Origin of the sequence: Hymenobacter sp. B1770 (assembly GCF_049896385.1) — a bacterium.
Classification (GTDB): domain Bacteria; phylum Bacteroidota; class Bacteroidia; order Cytophagales; family Hymenobacteraceae; genus Hymenobacter.
This window is the reverse complement of sequence record NZ_JAFCUF010000003.1, coordinates 56,988-77,019: the sequence shown is the minus strand read 5'-3', so window position 1 is coordinate 77,019 and position 20,032 is coordinate 56,988. Positions and strand designations below refer to the sequence as shown.

Here is a 20,032-nt window from a genome sequence, read left to right as displayed (position 1 = left end):
GACCAGGGGACAGTACTAAGATGCCCGCGTAGCACCATCGTCGCTGAACTTCAGCAGTGCATAAAACCAAAAAGCGACTTGCCCAGCAATGGGCAAGCCGCTTTTTTTAGCAGCATTAGGTAAGGCTCAGCCGCTAGTTGCGGGTCATGAGTCGGTTCGTCTGCAGCTCAGTGGCCGGGATGGGCCATATGTAAAGCGAGTTGCTAGGCTCAATAGCGGGTACAGAGCCTTTTGCTGGAATGGTCGTGTTAAGACGCATCAGGTCCATGTTCCGGATGCCTTCGCCCAGGAACTCGATGCGGCGCTCCAGCAAGATGGCATCTACCATTGCGTTTGCGGAGGCGAAGCTGGCCGCCGTATACACGCCCGCCGGGTTCGAACGGCCGCGGACGGCGTTCAGCAACGCCAGCGCTTGCGGGTCGACGCCACTAATGGTGCGCGCCCGGGCTTCTGCTAGATTAAGCAGCACTTCTGCGTACCGAATAACCGGGGCCTTGTCGGTGTAGGGAGTACCGGTAGGGTATTTGCTCAAAAAGAATTCTGTGCCAACTGCCCTCACGAAAGCCGTGCGACGGGCATCATTAGCGGCCCAGCCGGGGTTGCTCAAAATACCGCCTGCTGCGTTGTTCAAGCCATACTCGCCGTTGCCGCCAAGCGACGAGGGCAGGTAGTAAAACGCCAACTGGTTTTGAGTGCCCGGGGCGTTCTGAGCAGTGAAGGGGAAAGACAGGATGCTCTCCGTTGTCTCCTGGGGTACGGCAAATACCGAAGCCACCGATGCCTGCAGCGCGTGAGGCACTCCGCTGGGGGCAACAAAGGGAGCCGTAGCCGGCACAATTTTATTGGCTTCGGTGATGACGTCCGCATAGCGACCCATGGTCAGGTATACTCGCGTTTTCAGCGCAATAGCCGTGTTGCGGTGGGCCCGCGTCACGTTTAGAGTGGTGGCGCTGGCACCGTAGTTCAGCGGCAGGTTCTGCTCAGCAAAGGTCAGGTCGGCCAGAATCTGGGTGTAAACTTCAGCTACCGTGCTGCGCGCCAAGTCGTTATTTGCATCGGTGGTTTCGCCCATCAGACGCAGGGGCAAGCCGGGCTTGCTGCCGTTGCCATCGGTGTATGGCCGGGCATACAGTTGCAGCAGAGAGTGGTAGCATAAGGCACGCAACAACCGGGCTTCGCCCCGATACTGGGATGCTTTGGTCGAAAAATCAGCCGCAAACGTGGGCGCCACAAATTTGGATGCGTTGGCATCCAGGCCAGCCAGAAACACGTTGATTTGGTTGATTGCCGCGTAGGCAGCGCCCCAAGTGTTAACGACGTCGTTTTGCGCGGTCTCAACCAAGGTATGGTTCCATACCCCTAGTCCAGTTACGTTATTGGACGTGCGGTTGATGAAGTCATTACCCCGGATGTCGCTGAAAATCTGGTAGCGACCACCCAGGAAGCTTCCCGACTTTACAAAGGAATACAGGTTATTGACCTGTAATTCGATGCGGGCTGGCGTATTGAAAACTACTTGGTCTGAAAACAGGGTAATGGGAACTGGGGTTAGCTTATCGGTTTGGCAGGAAAAAGTGCCAACAGCCAGTAAAGCTGAACAAACCGCCACAGCGGCTTTCTTATTCATCGATATCTTCATCAGGTAATTAAATTTAGAAGCCAATGTTGAAACCTACCGTGTACGTCCGGGCTTGGCCAACCGAGTTACGGTCAACACCGGAGCCCGTGTTGTTGGCACCGTTGCTCGAAATCTCGGGGTCAATGCCTGAGTAGCTCGTCAGCAGGGCAGCATTCTGTGCCTGCACGTACAAGCGGGCGTTGGCCACGTTAATGCGGCTCAACAGCGTCTGGCCAAAGGAGTAACCCAGCGAAACCTGACGGAGGCGGGCAAAATCGCCTTTTTCCACATTGGACGACATGATGATGGTTGAACCGTTCGAAACGTTGTCGCCGAACACGACCCGGGGCCACTTGGCGTTGGTGTTGGTTTCGGTCCAGCGGTCCAGGATATCCTTCTCGTTGTTCCAGAAACGCTGGTCGTGCAAGCCAGCCTTCGTGCCATTGTAGATGTAGTTGCCGCCCGAGAACTGAACGAATACACCTAGGTCGAAGGCCTTGTAGCGGAAAGTGTTGTCGACGCCACCGTAGTAGGTAGGTAGGGTAGGGCCGTAGTACACCCCGTCAACCAACTGGTTGGGAGCCGTAGCTGGGCGGCCGTCCATCGTGGTCCAACCTGAGCCCAGGTGCTCGTACTGCACCACCGTGCCGTCGGCCTTCTTGAGCATACGGCGGCCGTTGGCAGGATTAACGCCCAACGAGGGCACTGCCAGAAGTTCGCCGGCCGAGCGGCCCACCAGGGTAAAGTTAGCTGTTTCGAGGCCTGACGTAGCTGTGCCAATGCGCTGGCCTTCCGTAGCCAAAGCAAGAACCCGGTTTTTGAGGGTGGTAAGGTTCGAATTCACGGTCCAGGTGAAGTCTTTGCCCTGGAATGCGTTGAAGTTCAAATTGAATTCAATACCAGTATTTCTCATCGAACCCACGTTGCCCTGAATCGAGTTGTTAGGTATGCCTTTGGAAGGCGACTGGGGAACGTCCAGAATCAGACCGTCAACCAGGTTCTGATAATAAGCGATATCGCCACGCAGGCGGTCCTGGAAAAAGCCGAAGGACAGGCCCAAGTCGGTTTTCTTGCTCGTTTCCCAAGTCAGGTTGGGGTTAGCAGCGGCGCTGAAGAACAGGGTGGGGTTGGCTCCATACAAGCCCGAGGAGTAGGTCTGGAGCGCAGCGAAGTCGCCGATGCCTTGGTTGTTGCCCACGCTGCCCACGCTACCCGTGAGTTTCAGAAAGGAGAAGGTTTCGGCAAATGCCGAGTTCTTCCAGAAGCCTTCTTCCGAGATGACGTAGCCAAGCGAAGCGCCGTAGAAGTTGCCGTATTTCTTGGCCCAAGCCGAATAGCCGTCACGACGGAAGTTGACCGTAGCCAAGTACTTGCGGTCGAAGTTGTAGTTCATACGGCCGAAGAACGACACCAAGTAGTTTTCGCCCTGGAAGTTGCCCGAGGGAGCAATATTGGTAAAGTTGCCCTGGAACGAGGTGAAGAATGGGTCAGCTACATCGGTGCGGTTGGCACCCCAACGCTCAATCTGGGTGTATTGCTGTTCGTTACCGGCCAGAAGCGAGAAGTTATGCTTTTCGGCAAGAGTGACGTCGTACTGAGCGGTATTCTGCCAGTTCCAGCGGTTGTTGGTGCGAAAGAAGTTGCTGGCCGAGCCGCGGGTCGAAAAGCCGTCACCAGCCAGCGCCGTGAAAAACGACTTGTCTTGAAACGAAATGTTGTTGATACCATAGCTAGTACGCAGATTCAGCCCTTTGACAATGGCCCAATCGGCGTATACACTGCCCTGAACTTCGTTGCCGTCGGAGTTGAAGTAGTTGTTCTCTAAATCAACCACCGGGTTGTAGTAGCCGGGAAGCAGCGGGGAGTTGGTGGTAGGGTTAATATTAGGTCCGGCTCCGAGTCCGGCTCCGTTGGTGTTGTAGCTACCGTCGGGGTTGAAGGGTGACACGTTGGGGGGCAATACCAGGGGCAAGCGGCCAAGACCGGCCGTGCCAAAGGCTCCGTCGGCCACCGAGCCAGAGTTGGGCGAAGAGTTTCTGGTGTTGGAATAGCCCACCCGCATGCCCACGGTAAAGGAGTCAAACACTTTGTGGTCAACGTTCAAGCGAGCGGAAACGCGTTTAAAATCGTTGCGCACCAGCATGCCTTTCTGGTCTGTGTAGCCCACCGACGTGTAGTAGCTGGTTTTGTCCGTGCCGCCCGAAAAGTTCAGGTTGTTAGAAGTCGAGAAGCCAGTGCGGTAGATGTAGTCATACCAACGGGTGTCGGCGGAGTTGCCGTTCGCGTCGGTTAGCTTGAAGCCTTCGATGTTGGTCGCAGCAGCTCCCACCGAACGCCGGTTGGCGTTGAGGTTGCGAACGGCTTCGTTCTTGATGGTGACATAGTCCTGGGCGCCAAGTACCTCGTACAGCCGAACTGGACGCGACAAGCCTGCCCAGCTGTCAAAGGAAATCTTGCTTTGGCCTTTTCTGCCTTTTTTGGTAGTTACCAGAATAACACCGCCCGCGGCCCGGGAACCGTAGATAGCCGAAGCCGAAGCGTCTTTCAGCACCTCCATGCTCTCAATATCAGCTGGGTTCAGGTTACTCAGCGGATTGTTGGGCACGCTGCCCACCGCCGAGCTATTACCGCTAAAAGCCGGAATGCCGTCGATAACGATGAGCGGCGCCGAGCTCAGGTTGATGGAGTTCACGCCGCGGATGCGGATAACGGGCGGGTTGTTCAACACGCCGTTAGGGGTGGTGATGTTAACGCCAGAGGCGCGGCCCTGCAGGGCCTGGTCGAAGCTTTGCACCGGAGCGGTAGCAATCTCCTTGCCTGAGATGGACGCTACGTTGCCGGTCAGGTCGCGGCGCAACTGCGTGCCGTAGCCTACTACCACTACTTCGTCGAGGCCGGTGGGATTAACTCTTAAGGTTGCATTGATGGTCGATGCTCCACCAATGCTAACTTCCTTGCTATCGTACCCTACATATGAAAAGACCAAGGTGGTGGTTCCTTCCGGAACCGACAGAGAATACTTGCCTTCAACATCAGTCGAAGTTCCTTGCTTGGTTCCTTTAGCAAGTACCGTTGCACCCGGTATCGTGGCGCCATCTGACCCGGTCACAGTGCCGGACACCGTCCGACCTTGGGCCCAGAGGTCTTGCGCCATCAGCGACAAGACCATGAAGAGCATTAATAGTACTGTTTTTCTCATGTTAATGGTTTTTGGTGAAGAGTGTTGATTGGCGAATATAGGCGCACATTTTTTACTAAAGTTTGCTTTTTTGAGTAAAAATTTAAAACATGCAGCTTTAAACTAAATAACAAACTGGTAATTACATGATTGACATGATTCTCGGGACTGTGGCAATAAACAGATGCCAAAGTATCAGATGTTTGGAATCTGCGTAAGCAGTGCCCAGTAGCCAGATAAGAAGGGCTGAATGCTGATTGAGCGCAAGCAAGTTGGAAGAACCGCTTGCCCGCCGGGTAGCGACAGGACCAGCTTATTTACCTCCTGACCAGCGGCTCATACACCAGGAATGATTCCATTAGCAAAGGCGTACTACACCTCTTTGCCTTGCTCTTGACCTCAGGGCAAAGCATGTAAAGCTACTCTGGTTAAGCTGGCCAAATGGTATCAGCGAAGCGGCTGCCAATTGCCAGAAAGCCCATTGATATTTAACTGTTGGCCAGTGCCTTTTGAAAACATAAAAAACATGCCCCTCGGCTGATTGCTCAACCAAGGGGCATGCGGAATGGTGTTGTTCCGCTGCGGTTACAAAGAGTAAGAGCGCGGAAAAAGAGAAAACCCTACCAGGGCACAGGTTGTCCCTGCCAGGTTACGAAGCTGCCGTTTTCTTCGGCGTGCAGCTGGTCGGCGAGGCGAATGATGCCGCGGGCCGAATCGGCGGGTTCCTGCGTGGCGTGGTCGCCGCCCATGTCGGTGCGCATCCAGCCCGGGTCTACTATTATTGAAATCAGGCCCATGTGGCCGACCTCGGCGGCCAGGCTGCGCATGTACATGTTCAGGGCCGCCTTGCTGGCACTGTAGTGGTAGGGGTCGCCGGTGGCCTTCCAGGTGAGGGAGCCCTGGCCCGAAGAGATGCTCAGGATGCGGCCCTTGTTGCCGGCGCGCAGCAGCGGCAGCAGCGCCTGCGACACCAGCAGCGGCCCAATGGCGTTCACCTGCATGGTCTCAATGGCATCCTCGTGGGTGAGTTGCCCCAGGCGCTGGTGACCATCGCCCGACCCCGCGTGCGGGTACACCCCGGCGTTGTTAATGAGCACGTCAAGGGCGTCGGTGTTGCTGCTCACTGTTTGCACGGCGGCCGCAATAGACGCCGCATCGGTTACGTCGAGGGGTAGGAGCACGAGGCGGTCGGCGTATTGCTGCTGAAGCTGCTGGAGCTCGGCCGCGTCAGTGGGGTTGCGGCTGGCGGCAAACACTTGGTCGCCGCGCTCCAGGTATTGACGGGTTAGCTCGAGGCCCAGGCCCCGGTTGGCTCCGGTGATGAAAGCGCGCATGTTTTTTAGGGAAATTAGGAGAGCAGAAGAACAATTTGGAGCTGCAGTTTACGCACAAAAGCCTGTCCTGCTATCTTGGCGGGATTCTTTGAAGCACGGAACGGCCGTTACCACACCCTATTAGGAAGGCAGGTTCAGGGCATGATTGGTGCCTGGCCTAGCGTTTCAAGCGCATGCTGCGCCGCTGCTGCTTGGTTTCAGCGCAACCGTTAGGTTCATGCCACCTTATCACGACTACCCATGAGCATCGTTATTTCAACTCCTGCCCCCGAACAAATCGAGGAAGCATTGCCACAACTCATTACTTTGTTTCAAGACGCCATTGCCTCGGGGGCCGCGCTGGGTTTTGTGCCCCCGCTTTCCACGGAGGAGGCCAGCAGCTTCTGGCAGCGCGTACAGGAAGGCGTTCGGGCCGGTACAGTGGCTTTGTTTGTGGCTTACCACGGGAGTAGCCAGGAAATAGTGGGCACCGTGCAGCTGGTATTGGCCCCGCAAAGCAATGGCAGCCATCGGGCCGATGTTGCCAAAATGATGGTGCACCGAAAAGCACGTCGCCTGGGCATAGGCCGAGAGCTTCTGCGCGCCCTCGAAGCTAAAGCGGCTGAGCTGGGCCGCACCACGCTGGTCCTCGACACCCGACAGGGCGATGCTGCTGAATTGCTCTACCAATCCCTAGATTACCAGGTGGCCGGAGCTATTCCAAAGTATGCTCAGAGCGGCGATGGTACGCTGCACACCACCGTAATTTACTATAAAGTGCTCAATGCTTGAGGATAGTCAGCCTAAACATTGAAGCAAATTGTAAAAACCAAACCTACCGGGATGGGCGCTGCTCGATGCGGGTTTGCCGCTCTACGGCCATGGCAGTAACAATCACCTCATGGGCATAGCGCGACTTGCTTGGCACCGCAGCCAAACCCGCTGGTGCTTCGGTGCTTCGCTGCTGTTCGCGCCTCAGGGCTGCTTCATCAGTAATCATAAACTTGACGGCTAAGTAAAACCGGGTAGCTGTGGGGCGGTTCAGATAGACAGCGGGTATCCAGTTGTCGGGCAGCTTCTGCAAGGCCCGCCATACCTCCTGGTCGCAGTCCGGACTCATGCTGTTTTCAACTGTATAGTCCCGGGAATGCCCATTAACGTCCACGGTATAGCCGATTATGACGGTGCCTTGCAACTGCCGCTGCAGGGCACTCACCGGGTAGCGCAGGTTGCGCGTCAGTTCCAGCAGGCGATGGTCGGTGCTGCCCAGCAGATGCGGGACTCGGGCCATGCGTTTCAGTTGCCATTCTTCTCCCACCCGCACCAAGTAGCGGGTAGTATCGGCTTGCATAAAGGAGATACGGCTTGAGTCGTAATCGAAAGTCAATTCCAACTCCTGATTTCGAGTATAGAAATTCCATTTGCCAATTCGCTTGCCATCGGGCGTTGTTGCGCCCTGCTCTAGTACCGGGCGATGAGCATCCTGTGACTTGGCGGGTTTTTTCTGCGCTTCAGCAGTACTAAAAATAAAGCAGAAAGCGGTTAGTAGAAGTAAGAGGAGCTTCATGAGAAGAGCGGCAGAGGGCGCATGAATTAAGCAAGCTCGTAAGGCTGCGAGACAAATATAAGGTGCTCGTACTCTCTGGTTATGTCAGTTTTCGCCCTCAAAAAAACAAGCCCTGCATTATGAAAATGCAGGGCTTGTTTTTTTAAGGGCTACTCAGGTTGCGGGCACTTAGCCGGCTGCAATAGCCTTGCGGCGGCTGGTGCGCGGCATGCGCTCCACGCCCTGCTCCAGCAATTCCTCGTCACGCTCGGTTTTCTTAATAGTCCAGCTCAGCGAGTACAGGTCGCGGCGGCGGTCGCGTAGGTTGCGCACGGCGCCGCTGGTGTTCAAGTCTTTGAGCAGGTCGAGGTCAAGGTCGGCAATGAGAGTCATCTCCGTGTTGGGCGTGGCCTCGGCCACGATGGCATCGTGGGGGAAGGCAAAGTCTGACGGGCTGAACACGGCGCTCTGGGAGTACTGAATGTCCATGTTCTCAACCCGCGGCAGGTTGCCCACCGAGCCGGTGATGGCCACGTAGCACTCGTTCTCAATGGCCCGGGCCTGGGCGCAGATGCGCACACGCTGGTAGGCGTTTTTGGTATCGGTCCAGAAGGGCACGAACAGGATTTTTACGCCCTCCTCGCTCAGCATGCGGGCCAGCTCGGGGAACTCCACATCGTAGCACACCAGAATGCCGATTTTACCGAAGTCGGTGTCGAAGCACTTAAGCTTGTCGCCGCCGCGCATGCCCCAGTAGCTGGCTTCGTCGGGGGTCACGTGCAGCTTGTATTGCTCGTCCACGGTGCCGTCGCGGCGGCAGAGGTAGGCCACGTTGTGCAGCTTCTCGTTTTCGTACACCGGCATTGAGCCGGCCACGATGTTGATGTTGTAGCTCACCGCCAGCTCCATCATCTTGGCCTTGATGGGCTCGGTGAATGCCGCCATGGCCCGGATGGCCACCGCTGGCGAATCCTCATTGGTCAGCGCCATGAGGGGGGCGTTGAAAAACTCGGGGAACATTACGCAGTCCGACTTGTAGCCCGATACCGTGTCTACAAAGAACTCAATCTGCTGCAGCAAGTCTTCGAGGCTCCGGGTGGCGCGCATCTGCCACTGCACAATGCCGATGCGGACGTTGGATTTAGTGTTGCCAATGAGCTTCTCCTCTTCCTCGTAGTACACATTAATCCACTCCAGCAGCGTGGCAAAGGCCTTGCTCTCGGAGTCATAGGGCAGGTAGCCGCGGATGATTTTCCGCACGTGAAACTCGTTGGAGAGCTGGAAGGTGAGGATGGGGTCGACCACCTCCTTGTTGCGCACCATCTCCACGTACTTGGCCGGGGTCATCTCACTGGCGTAGGCCGCGTAGCCGGGAATGCGGCCGCCGGCCACCATGGCGCGCAGGTTCAGGTTTTCGCACAGCTCCTTGCGAGCGTCGTAGAGGCGGCGGCCCAGGCGCAGGGAGCGGTACTCGGGGTCTACAAAAACGTCGACGCCGTACAGGGTATCGCCGTTGTCGTTGTGAGTGTCGAACTTGCCGTGCCCCGTTATCTTGGCGTAGGTGTGCTTGTCGCCGAAGTCGCTGTATTGCACAATAATGGCCAGCGCGGCCGCCACTAAGCGGCCGTTATCCTCGATGCCAATCTGGCCTTCGGGAAACTTCTTGAGCAGGGCCGCAAACTCGTCGGCCGCCCAGGCACCCTCCATGTTGGAGTACACCTTGTCCATGATTTGTTTTACCGCCTTAAAATCGGAGCGGCGCAGCGTGCGCAGCACCAGCTTGTGGGCCGGCACGGCAGTAGGTGTGAGAAGTTCTAGCCCGGCCATTGCCGGACTGGGTTTGCCCACCTTTTTGGCGTGACCGCCGCTGGGAGCGGTTTTGCCGTTGGAAGAAGTAGCCATAATGCTGAAAACGAAGCTGCTAGAAAATAAGCGAAATGCAGGCCTACCCCGATGGATAAGTAGCCAATTCGCGAATGTCACCCATTAAAAAAACCGTTGGCGTGCGTCGCCAACGGGTAAGTAAACGAAAATCTTATCAGAACGGTGCAATACCGTTAAAATTAGCCCTTCCCACAAAGCATCCGCTCACTGGCAGGCCCTCATCCATTTCTTGTTGCTGTGTTTTTTGTCAAGGTGAAAAACGGGAAAGAAATGAATGCTTCCGCCGATGGATTTCTCTGATACTGGGCGTCTGTTCTCATCGTAACAGGAGATGATTTCCACCCGGTCCATTAGCAGAACCAATACTGACACATTGGGCGTGGCAATATTGGCTCGAAGTGGCCGAACCGGTACTTCGGCACTCCAGTGGGTACTGTCAAGCCTCCTGATTGAAGAATCTTCGCCAGTCAGGGAGTCTAGTTTGCCAGCTTGGTGCTGTGCGTCTTCATCAGTAGCACAAATCTTCAGCAACTGATAACCGCCAAAAGAACAATTAGTTGGTTCTATTAGGGCTTGCACCTGAGTGGGAGTGCTATAAATGGTTTCAAGGCCCAGCCAATAGCCAGCAAGGCCATTGTTCATGCCCTCATTTGAGTAGAACCGATTTTGAAGGCCATATAAAGCAACAGCATCGGGCCGTGCATTATTAAAGGGTAGCAAGCCGATGCCCGCGCCGTTTTCGAAATACTCCATGAAGTCGAGGCCAGTGTCGTGCTTCGGGTAACGCAACCGCACTAACGTATGTGCAGCCAAAGGGACATGGAAAAGCGTTCGGCTGGTCGGAACTACCTCGAAGTTGGTACTGACTGACTTAAAACGCTTAAGCAGCGCTCTTATGTCCAGCTCTTGAGGAGTTTTGTTGTAGAGCAGCAAATAATGTTTCAGGGAACTGCCCTCCCGTTCCCAAACACTCCAGCTAATAAGGTTATCGGAACGCAGGCCTACTACAATCTGACTGGCATTGGCCGGTAGCTGCAGCAACAAAAGCAATAGAAGAAGCAGGATTTTCATGTTCGCCAGGAGCTTACGGCACAGGTAGCAATAATCAGCTGCCTTCCTGATGCCACGCCACGGCTGATTGCACATCGCAAGGGTTGCAACTTGGCAAAAACCCTTATTTCCCCGACGACTGAATGAAAAAGCCTTACTCCCGCACCACCCGCCGGGTGGTCGTGCCTCGGGCCGTGGTCACGGTGAGCAACGCCACTCCCCGAAACGTGCCAAAATCCTCAGCCGCCAGACTGATTGTGCCCGAACTACCATTCATACTGCGCTGGAACAGCTGCCGGCCCACTACATCGGTAGCCGACACCGTGAGGAGCCCGCTGCCCAAAGGCACGATAAGGCTGAGTGGGCTGCCCGCGGCCGAAGGGTTGGGGTAAGTAGCCAGGGCGGCATTTGTGGCCGCATCGCGGGTTGCCAGGCGCACCATGCGGCGGTAGATGTCACGGTACTGTACGCTGGTGATTACCTCGGTGCCCGCAAGCATTTGGGTGGTGATGGTGAGTAGCGGCACGCGCTGCGATTTGGCCAGCCACTTGTATTCGCGGGTCAGCGGCAGGTCGAAGCCTTGGTTGAAACCGTTGAGCGAAATGCTGTCGTGGTCCATCAAGGTTGTCACCACACGTACCGTGTTGAAGGTGCCAAAGGGCGTAGTGAGTGCGCCCCAGGCATCCGGCCAATTCACGCGCTTGCGCTTTTGGCTGAAATAGCCGGTGCTGGCCACTGCGGCCGGAGTAGATAGAAACGAGTTGCTGGAGTCGGGTTGGCTGGCAAAGCTCAGCGGAAAGCGGTAGATGATGTCTTGCTGCGCCTGGCTGGCGTAGGTAACCGGCACGGCCACGCCCGACAGTGAGCCCCCATACCCTACAGAGCGAAAGTCCTGAGCGGACGCAGTGGCTGCCGAAGTAGCAAAAAACTGGTATGTATCGGTGAGGGGGATGGGAAATGCGGGAGGCAAGGGCAGGGCTTGCGGAGAAGCCACGGTGGCTCGGTTCGCGCCGCCAAACTGGCCAAACACCAGTGCATAAACGGGGGCGGTGGCCGTAACGGTAGCCACGGTCACAAACTGCTCCAGGCGTTGGGAAGTAGCCACTAACCCCGCATAGTTCCAGGTTTGGTTGGCGCCGCGCTGGCTTGGTGGAGGGGCAGAGGCCGGGAGCGCATTGCTGGCGGTGCTCAAGCGCAAAGTATCGAGCGGAGCCGCAGTGGTGGGAGCCGGCATGTCGGTCCGGTCGATAATTGGTGAATTCTGGGCCAGTGCGGGAGCGGCAGCCAGCAACAGGAGAATAAAGGTCAGACGCATAGATACAGGGTAGGGAAGGACTACGAATATACGCGTAGGTGGCCCCCACAATTACAACGACTTCAGCTTATAAAGAAGCTACATTTGTATAGCCCGTAATAGGTGATTTAAACTATTTTTATAGTGAAAGCTCTACTCTATTCCCTCATTTTTATCATGTTGCTGGCTTTCGGCGCGCAGGCCCAAAATTCCATTTATCGGAATTCCCTTGGCATCGGCTTTGAGCGCGTCGGACTTGACGGACCGGATGCCACTGGCAACCGCTATCTATTGCGCTACGCGAGGCACTTTCGTAACGACCGCCTTGTGCTAATAGGCGATTTTGGCTACGTAAATGCGCCCAACAGCAGGTATCTTCCGCTAACAAATAATGTTTACGTAAGAGGCAAACGACGCGAGCGGCTGACTACTGACGCAACCTTCGCATTTGATTTTATCAGTCACTCGCGTCATGCCCTCCGGCTGGGGGCGGGACCCTCGCTTTGGTACCGGCAGGACGAACTGATGGGGCCTTCTCGCTACACCGTATTATCGGATGGCAGTGTGACAAACGTGCAGATAAATTGGGTTTCCGTAAAGGAGTTCAACTACGGCTTCAACGTGCTGGTTGAGTACGAGCACGCTTTCACAGAACGATTGCTAGCGAGTGCCAAGCTCAAATTCGCGAGCTTGGAACGGGCCGGACAAAGCTCCATTTACGGCGTGGGATTGGGTTACCGGCTGCGATGATAAAACAGAAAGCCACCAAGACTCCACGCAACTAACCGCCAGCCGCCCAGCGGCTCGGTTAGCCGTTAGTTTTATTTGGTTTTTTTCAAGCTTAGGTCTCCGCCTGCGTCGCCGTAAGAGTTGACAAGTTGCAGGCACTGCTTGCCTGGGTCGATGCGCAGTATGCTGCCCCCCGAAAAACCAGTTGCCGCTTGGTAGGTGCGCACGAGCAAAATTGGGTCCACCGTATTGGTGCCTTCTCCCCAATACCTCACTTCGTAAGGTAAATCCTGTACCACATTTCCGTCTTTCAGGATGAGGTACCGGTCAGCGGTAAAACGGAACAGTAGCTGGTGACCCGTCGAGCGCGGCGTTTCGGTGGGCACAACGCCCGTCAATCGGCTTTGGCCCGGATACCGAGTTTGCTGCCACTGCCAATCGCCAAGCAAAGCGGCTTTGGCATCGGCTTTATCGAGAATTGGGAACTCAACTGAACACACTTCATCAAGCGGCCAAACGGAATATTCTTTGGTCTGGCAGCCAACGCCCAGCAGCAAGCTTGTGGATAAAGCCGTATAAAGAATACTATTTTTCATGGGCTGGGTAACAAAGTGTGCGTGCCTGGTTGACCGTCCGCTTTGCCCCAAGGTTGCATCACAGACGGTGTGCAGGCGCAAATACTTCCGAGCCACGCGCCGCCTGACTTAGCCTGAGGCCGTGGTGACGGTGAGCAGCGCCACCCAAACTGCCAAAAAACTACGGCCCATGAGGGCACCGGCGCCTAAAAAAGCCGAACTCAGTCCGCGCACGCGGGTCGTGCCTGACCCAAGTAGTCCAATTGACAAAGAGGCTGGCTTACAGCGCCATTTCCGGGACCTCGCCTTCGGGGATTACCAGTTTCCCGGCCGTAGCGGCCACAATCTGCTCCACGCTCACACCCGGGGCGCGCTCGCGCAGCACAAAGCCGTCGGGCGTCACGTCGAGCACCGCCAACTCGGTCACAATCTTCTTCACGCAGTGCAGGCCCGTAATGGGCAGGGTGCACTTGGGCAGCAACTTGCTCGAACCGTCGCGAGCCACGTGCTGCATGGCCACGATGATGTTTTTAGCGGAGGCCACCAGGTCCATGGCGCCGCCCATGCCTTTCACCATCTTGCCGGGAATTTTCCAGTTGGCGATGTCGCCGTTCTCCGAAACTTCCATGGCGCCGAGGATGGTCAGGTCCACGTGCTCGCCGCGAATCATACCAAACGAGTCGGCCGAGGAGAAGAGGCTGGAGCCGGGCAGGGTGGTCACCGTCTGCTTCCCGGCGTTGATGAGGTCTGGGTCAACCTGGTCTTCGGTGGGGAAAGGGCCCATGCCGAGCAAGCCATTTTCGGACTGTAGCTCCACGTTGATACCGGCCGGTATGTAGTTGGCCACCAGCGTGGGAATGCCAATGCCGAGGTTAACGTAGGAGCCGTCTTTTACTTCCTGGGCGATGCGTCGGGCGATGCCGTGTTTGTCAAGCATGATTGTCGGAACCACGGATTCATCCGGATTTAGCGGACTTCGCGGATTTTGTGGGTGGGAAATGAGAGAGGTGGGATGTTATTTGGCAGCCGGCGTTGCGGAGCTGGCTGCGGCTGCTTGCTGCGGTAGGAATGTCTGATATACCGCCGTCTTAAACTTGTCGGCCAAGTCGCGGGCTGTGCCGCTGGGGTATTTCTGGGTATAAATGAGGGCCACTAGCTTTTGCTTAGGGTCGACCCAGTAGGTAGTGCCGAAAATGCCCCCCCACTCGTAGGAGCCTTCGGAGAGGCCCGGCTGCCTGGCGGCCGCGCTTTGGGCCGTGGTGATGCTGAAGCCCAGGCCAAATTTGTTGTTTCCTTGGCTGACCTCGCCCATTTGGTTCTGGGTAATGAGGGCCACGGTGGCAGGCTTGAGCAGGCGCCGCCCATTGTGACTACCGTTGTTCAGCATCATCTGCAGGAAGGTCGCGTAGTCGTCGATGGTCGACGACAAACCCGCTCCACCCGAGAAATAAGTGCCCGGCGCCTTGGGGTAATCGGGAATCATGCCGTCGCGCGGGCCCATCGGCACGGTGTTTTTGGCGGCGTCCTCGGTATAGAGCTTGGCCAGCCGTGCCTGCTTGTCGGCAGGTAAGTAGAACCAAGTATCCTTCATGCCTAGTGGCTCAAAAAGGCGGGTGCGCAGGTACTGGTCCAGCGACTGGCCCGAGAGTACTTCAATCAGGCGGCCCAGCACATCCACGCTCAGCCCGTAGGTGAACCGCTCGCCCGGCTGGTGCATGAGCGGAAGAAGCCCCAGCGCATCCATGGACTTGGCCAACGAGCCCCCTGGCGTGCCGATGCCGCTGGGAATACCCGCTTTGGCATAAATGGCCTTGGCTTCCTTGGTGCCGATTACGGGGTAGCTGATGCCCGACGTGTGGGTAAACAGCTGCCGAATGGTGATTTCGCTCTTAGCCGGCACGGTGGTGTAGGTCGAGTCCTTCTCATTGAAAGTAGCCAGCACCTTGGGGTTAGCAAAAGCCGGCAGGTATTTCGAAACGGGGTCATCGAGCTGAAACTTGCCTTCTTCGTACAGCAACATCAGGCCTACGCTGGTCACGGCTTTGGTTTGTGAGGCAATCCGCATGATGGCGTCGGAGCGCAGCGGAGTTTTGGCTGCCATGTCATCAACGCCAAAAGCTTTTCGGTACAGCACTTTGCCGTCGCGCATCACCAGCGCTATGGTGCCGGGCACGCGGCCATCGGCCGTGTATTCCTGCAGCAGCTGGTCGAGGCGCTGAGCATCTGCCGGCTTTGCTGCAACACGCGAGGCAGTCGGGCGCCGTGCCTTTGGCGCTGGGGTTGCTACCTGAGCTACTGCACTGTAGCCACTCAGCAGCAGCAAGAAGGCAATGGAAGTTTTTTTCATAGCAAAAGGAAGTAGAATTATTCAGAAAGCGGCCTCAATTATCCGCACCGCAGCAACTAGCTGCGCACCGTGCGCTGCTCTATCCGCTTCTCGTAGCGCTCGCCTTGGTAAATGCGCTGCACGAATATGCCCGGCGTATGAATCTGGTTGGGGTCGAGCTCGCCAGCGGGCACCAGTTCTTCCACCTCGGCCACTGTGATTTTGCCGGCCGTGGCCATCATGGGGTTGAAGTTGCGGGCCGTGCCTTTGTAAATCAGGTTGCCAGCCGTGTCGCCCTTCCAGGCTTTGACGAAGGCAAAATCGGCAATGAGGCCGGTTTCCAGCAGGTACATTTTGCCGTTGAACTCGCGGCTTTCTTTGCCTTCGCCAACCTCGGTGCCGTAGCCGGCAGGGGTGAAGAAAGCCGGAATGCCCGCGCCGCCCGCTCGGCAGCGCTCGGCCAGGGTGCCCTGCGGAATCAGTTCCACTTCCAGCTCGCCGCTCAGCAGCTGGCGCTCAAACTCGGCGTTTTCGCCCACGTAGCTGGAAATCATCTTTTTCACCTGCTTGGTTTGCAGCAGCAGGCCAATGCCGAAATCGTCGACGCCCGCGTTGTTGCTGATGCAGGTCAGGTTTTTGACGCCCAGGCGAAGCAGCTCCTGAATTGAGTTTTCGGGAATGCCGCAGAGGCCGAAGCCGCCGAGCATCAGGGTCATGCCATCGGCGATGCCCTGCAGGGCTTCCTGGGCGTTGGGAACGGTTTTGTCTATCATTGGGTGGGAGGTTGGGGGCTGGGCCCCGTAGTCGGCGGTTGGTAATTCAGGGGTAAAAATTCACCCATTTTTTCGAACCCCCAGTATTCGTCGGTGAATACGGCCAGCGGGTCCACGAGGTGGCCATTGGGTTGAATCTCGTTTTCGGGCATCCGCAAGGAGAGCCGTGATATCTGGCGTTTCTCCAAAGCTCGCATGTCAACTGCCAAACCATCCGTAGCGGGCCTAGCAGCAAGGATTCTGAGGTACTCCGGGTCGGGGCGCTCTCGTAGGTAAGTCACCTGCAAATAGTCGGTAAAACGCAGGAACGTACGTCCATCGCCCGAAAGTCGGCGCAGGCTGTCGATGGGCCGTGCAGGCGTGTATAGGATGGAGAAGGTGCGGGGCACCTGGCGCCAGCGGTCTAAGGAGTCTCGTTCAGCCGTGGGCATTTCCTGCAAATACCGTTTTTTAACCAGCGCGCGCTTCAGGCTGTCGACACGGCCAAAGTTGGGATTAGGAACCATGCGCAGGTGCTGCACCAGGAAACCATTGGCAGCTACTTGGTTGTCGTATACACTTTTTAAGAAATGCGTAAGCGAACCCCAATATGCCTGTTCGCGGTTGGCTACCCAGCGGCGCTGCTGGCCTTTGTTGCGCGGAGTCATTTCTTCAAACACCGGCTCGCCATAAAAAAGAAGCACTTGCTCGGTGAAGTTGCAGGAAAATCGGAGCCCGAAATACTTGATGCGGTAGCCTAAGGCTTGATTGTCGACCTGCAGAAACTTGGCGGCGGAGGCCGTTAGCGTGTTTTTATCGACATCAAAATCAATCAGTACATCGTCGGGGTTGCGGATGCGGCAAGCGCGCGAAAACGAGGTGCGCCCAAGAAATAAATCAACGAAAGTCCGGTAATTGTGAAGGCGGTTGGGGTCGGCGCGCACCACTACCTCGCCGAGCCGGTTGGCCGATGGCCCCAGTTGCAGCGTAAGCTGTTGGGGCGCTGCTCCCACCACCACTTCCTGCCTGGCCAAGCGGTAGCCCACGTAGGAGCCTACCACTGTATAGGTGCCAGCCGGCACATTGGGAAACATAAATTGCCCCTGTTCGGTAGTGGTGGCCCCAAAAGTGGTGTTGGCCAGAAACACGCTGGCAAACGGCAGCGGCTGCCGTGTCACCGAATCCAGCACCACGCCGCTCAATTTGCCTTGAGCAAGGACCGCATTGCCGATTATCAATCCCCAGCCTAGTAGTAAGCAAAATCGCAAAAGGCGCATAAACGGGGACCGCTGTGTATGGACAAGCGATTCAAAAGTAATGACTGCCGTTGCACACGCCTGCGGTAAAGCCAACGGCTGTCCGGTTGGCGGGCAAAGCAGTCCATTTTAGCTACGGATATTGCAGCGTTGAATGGCACTTCACCTGCTCAGCCAGACAGCCGTTGGGGTAGGCAGCAGAATTTATTTGCTGCTGGCTCTTGCGGGCGGAGCCGAAGAGGCGGGCGCCGCCCCGGCAGAGGTAGGCGGCACGTAGTCGACGGGCAGGAATTCGCCGATGCGCTCGAAGCCCCAGTACTCGCCATTGTAAGCATCCAGCGGATTCATCAAAGAGCCATTGGCCTGAATCTCAGCTTGGCGGCCACGCAGCTTCAAGCGCGATACCTGGCGCTTGGCGGGGTAGGGCGTGCGGGAATAGCCCAGCGGCGACATTGGCTTTTTGTAACGCGGGTCGGGGGCTTCGCCGAAGTAGGCCACCTGCAGCTCCCCCGTGAAACGCAGGTAGGTGCGGCGCCCATCAGCCGATATCCGGCGCACACTGTCAATGGGCAGCGGAGCCGGATTTAGCGTTGCCGATACCGGAGCCATTGCGTCCCATCGGGACAGCGAATCCTCCTCGGCCGCCGTGAACGGGCCATCCGGCTTGTTTTCTATTAAGGTGCGGCGCAGTTCTTGGGCGCGCTCGTATTGCGGGTGATATACCACCCTCACCTGCTGCGCCATAAAGCCTTCGGCCTGCATCCGGTTGGTGTACAGGCTACGCAGAAAGTGCATAAACGAGCCCCTGTACGCCGTGGCGCGGTTGGCGGCCCACTGGCGCCGCTGCTTCTCGTCGCGCGGCTTCATTTCCTCAAATACGGGCTGGCCGTAGTATGAAATGGAGCCAGATTCTTCATCGAAGTTGAAATCCAGTCCGTAATACTTCAGGCGGTAGCCCAGTGCCTCGTTGTCAATCTGCACAAACTCTTTGGCCCGAACGGTGAGCTCCTTGGTGGAGTCGTCGTAAAGCACTCGCACCTGGTCGGGATTGCTGATGCGGCACTGCTCCGAAAACGTGGTGCCGCCCACAAATAGCCTGGCGAATTTCTCGTATTCTTCCGGCTTGTTGGGAGCGGGCTTCACCACAACTTCGTCCAGTTGGTTGCCGGTGGGGGCCAGATACAGCTTTATCTCCGGGTTGGTAGGGCCCACGGTGACGGATTGCTTGGCCAGGCGGTAGCCCACGTAAGAACCCACCACATCGTAGGTGCCAGCCGGAACTTTCGGAAACTCAAATTGCCCTTGTTCGGTGGTGGTCACGCCCAGGGTGGTGTTGGCCAGAAACACACTGGCAAACGCGAGTGGCTGCCGCGTGACCGAGTCCAGGGCTACTCCCTTCAGTTTGCCCTGCGCTTGCGCCGCACTCAGGGCGCCCACCCAGAGGCAGCAAATTAGAAATATTCGTGAGTGGTTCATTAATAGCGACTTATGATAAAAAGGAAATCGGATTAGCCTAGCGCAGCACGCGTGGCTTGTGCATCTAACGCCAATTGGGCCGTTAGCGCGTCCAAGCCATCGTATTTTTCTTCGCCCCGCAGCCAGGCCACAAACTCCAGGGTCAGTTCCTGGTCGTATAAATCACCGCTGAAATCCAGCAGGTTCACCTCAATCGTTTGTTCCAAATCTTGGCCAATGGTGGGCCGCACGCCGATGCTCAGCATGGCCAGGTGCCGGGTGCCCGCCACCGTGGTGGCCCACACAGCATAGATGCCGCGGGCCGGCACCAGCTTCAGCGCTTCGGTCGTGACCAGGTTGGCCGTGGGGTAGCCAATGGTGCGGCCCAGCTTTTGGCCGTGCACCACCAATCCGGTGAGGGGGTAGAGGTAGCCGAGGTAGCGGTTGGCGGTGGCGATGTCGCCCTGCCGCAGGGCCTGGCGAATGCGGGTACTGCTCACGCCCACGGCATCCACGTCCTCACGCGGAATTTCTTCCACGGTCAGGCCGTAGCGGTCGGCGTGTTGGCTGAGATAGTCGAAGCCGCCCTCCCGGTTTTTGCCAAACCGGTGGTCGTAGCCAATCACCAGCTGCTTGGTGCCTACGGTTTTCAGCAGCAGGTTTTGAATGTACTCTTCCGATGTCCACTGCGCAAATTCCCTGGTGAAGGGCACAATCAGCAGGTAGTCGACCCCCATGTTTGCCAGCTTGGCTATCCGCTCGTCCAGCGTGTTGAGTAGCTGCAGCTCCAGCAGCTCGGGGTGGGAGGGAGGCGGCCCCAGCACCAGCCGCGGGTGGGGCCAGTAGGTGATAACCACCGCGGGCCCGCCACTGGCCTGGGCTACCTCGCGCAGCCGCGCCAGAATGCGCTGGTGCCCCAGGTGGACGCCATCAAACGTGCCGCTCGTGACAACGGCATTGCCGAGAAAAGGAAACTGGGCCGGGTCGCGGATGACGTGCATTGGGGCGCCGGAGAAGCGAATGATGGGGAAAGAAAGTGCCACGAAGGTAACGGGC

Annotated in this window: 16 protein-coding genes; 2 read left to right on the top strand and 14 right to left on the bottom strand. The window is 57.0% G+C overall.

All coding sequences use genetic code 11. The features are described 5' to 3' along the window. Positions 1-133 precede the first annotated feature (133 nt). The 3 genes from ACP7AJ_RS07225 to ACP7AJ_RS07215 all read right to left on the bottom strand — a co-directional run bounded on the left by ACP7AJ_RS07225 (position 134) and on the right by ACP7AJ_RS07215 (position 6,130). Positions 134-1,627: a RagB/SusD family nutrient uptake outer membrane protein gene (locus ACP7AJ_RS07225; protein WP_426059521.1), complete on the bottom strand. Its 1,494-nt coding sequence runs from the start codon at positions 1,625-1,627 to the stop codon at positions 134-136. A gap of 25 nt (positions 1,628-1,652) precedes the next feature. After that, on the bottom strand, positions 1,653-4,817 hold the full coding sequence (locus ACP7AJ_RS07220) for a SusC/RagA family TonB-linked outer membrane protein (protein ID WP_426059520.1): 3,165 nt from the start codon (positions 4,815-4,817) through the stop codon (positions 1,653-1,655). A 599-nt stretch (positions 4,818-5,416) separates the two neighbouring features. After that, positions 5,417-6,130: an SDR family oxidoreductase gene (locus ACP7AJ_RS07215; protein ID WP_426059519.1), complete on the bottom strand. Its 714-nt coding sequence runs from the start codon at positions 6,128-6,130 to the stop codon at positions 5,417-5,419. A 240-nt stretch (positions 6,131-6,370) separates the two neighbouring features. On the opposite strand from ACP7AJ_RS07215, the gene ACP7AJ_RS07210 reads away from it, so the two are divergent. Next, positions 6,371-6,901 carry a GNAT family N-acetyltransferase gene (locus ACP7AJ_RS07210; protein ID WP_426059518.1) on the top strand — a complete coding sequence of 177 codons (531 nt, stop codon included), beginning with the start codon at positions 6,371-6,373 and terminating at the stop codon, positions 6,899-6,901. Between the two features lie 43 nt (positions 6,902-6,944). Here ACP7AJ_RS07210 and ACP7AJ_RS07205 read toward each other — a convergent pair whose 3' ends face one another. The 4 genes from ACP7AJ_RS07205 to ACP7AJ_RS07190 all read right to left on the bottom strand — a co-directional run bounded on the left by ACP7AJ_RS07205 (position 6,945) and on the right by ACP7AJ_RS07190 (position 11,904). Beyond that, positions 6,945-7,676, bottom strand: coding sequence for an energy transducer TonB (locus ACP7AJ_RS07205; protein ID WP_426059517.1), 732 nt, complete (start codon positions 7,674-7,676; stop codon positions 6,945-6,947). Between the two features lie 168 nt (positions 7,677-7,844). Next, positions 7,845-9,482, bottom strand: a complete 1,638-nt coding sequence (locus tag ACP7AJ_RS07200; protein WP_426059902.1) for a GNAT family N-acetyltransferase — start codon at positions 9,480-9,482, stop codon at positions 7,845-7,847. A gap of 261 nt (positions 9,483-9,743) precedes the next feature. After that, a complete protein-coding gene (locus tag ACP7AJ_RS07195) occupies positions 9,744-10,610 on the bottom strand; it encodes a hypothetical protein (protein ID WP_426059516.1) in 867 nt (288 codons plus the stop codon). A 133-nt stretch (positions 10,611-10,743) separates the two neighbouring features. Continuing rightward, positions 10,744-11,904 (bottom strand): hypothetical protein, encoded by a 1,161-nt coding sequence (locus ACP7AJ_RS07190; RefSeq protein ID WP_426059515.1) that lies wholly within the window; start codon positions 11,902-11,904, stop codon positions 10,744-10,746. A 123-nt stretch (positions 11,905-12,027) separates the two neighbouring features. Between ACP7AJ_RS07190 and ACP7AJ_RS07185 the strand changes: the two genes are divergently transcribed. Next, positions 12,028-12,633, top strand: a complete 606-nt coding sequence (locus ACP7AJ_RS07185; RefSeq protein WP_426059514.1) for a hypothetical protein — start codon at positions 12,028-12,030, stop codon at positions 12,631-12,633. Positions 12,634-12,704: 71 nt separating this feature from the next. Here the strand turns inward: ACP7AJ_RS07185 and ACP7AJ_RS07180 are convergent, their stop codons facing one another. The 7 genes from ACP7AJ_RS07180 to ACP7AJ_RS07150 form a co-directional block, all read right to left on the bottom strand. Then, positions 12,705-13,208, bottom strand: coding sequence for a hypothetical protein (locus ACP7AJ_RS07180; protein WP_426059513.1), 504 nt, complete (start codon positions 13,206-13,208; stop codon positions 12,705-12,707). Between the two features lie 259 nt (positions 13,209-13,467). Next, on the bottom strand, positions 13,468-14,124 hold the full coding sequence (locus ACP7AJ_RS07175) for a CoA transferase subunit B (protein WP_426059512.1): 657 nt from the start codon (positions 14,122-14,124) through the stop codon (positions 13,468-13,470). 78 nt (positions 14,125-14,202) lie between these two features. After that, complete coding sequence (locus tag ACP7AJ_RS07170; protein ID WP_426059511.1) at positions 14,203-15,534, bottom strand: serine hydrolase domain-containing protein; 1,332 nt, start codon at positions 15,532-15,534, stop codon at positions 14,203-14,205. A 56-nt stretch (positions 15,535-15,590) separates the two neighbouring features. Beyond that, positions 15,591-16,286: a CoA transferase subunit A gene (locus tag ACP7AJ_RS07165; RefSeq protein ID WP_092677411.1), complete on the bottom strand. Its 696-nt coding sequence runs from the start codon at positions 16,284-16,286 to the stop codon at positions 15,591-15,593. Further along, positions 16,283-17,503 (bottom strand): carboxypeptidase-like regulatory domain-containing protein, encoded by a 1,221-nt coding sequence (locus tag ACP7AJ_RS07160; RefSeq protein WP_426059510.1) that lies wholly within the window; start codon positions 17,501-17,503, stop codon positions 16,283-16,285. Before ACP7AJ_RS07160 ends, ACP7AJ_RS07165 begins: the two co-directional genes overlap by 4 nt. Before the next feature lie 222 nt (positions 17,504-17,725). Beyond that, positions 17,726-18,997 (bottom strand): carboxypeptidase-like regulatory domain-containing protein, encoded by a 1,272-nt coding sequence (locus ACP7AJ_RS07155; protein WP_426059509.1) that lies wholly within the window; start codon positions 18,995-18,997, stop codon positions 17,726-17,728. Between the two features lie 32 nt (positions 18,998-19,029). Beyond that, entirely contained in the window at positions 19,030-19,977 is a 948-nt protein-coding gene (locus ACP7AJ_RS07150; RefSeq protein WP_426059901.1) for a bifunctional riboflavin kinase/FAD synthetase, read from the bottom strand. Positions 19,978-20,032: the final 55 nt, after the last annotated feature.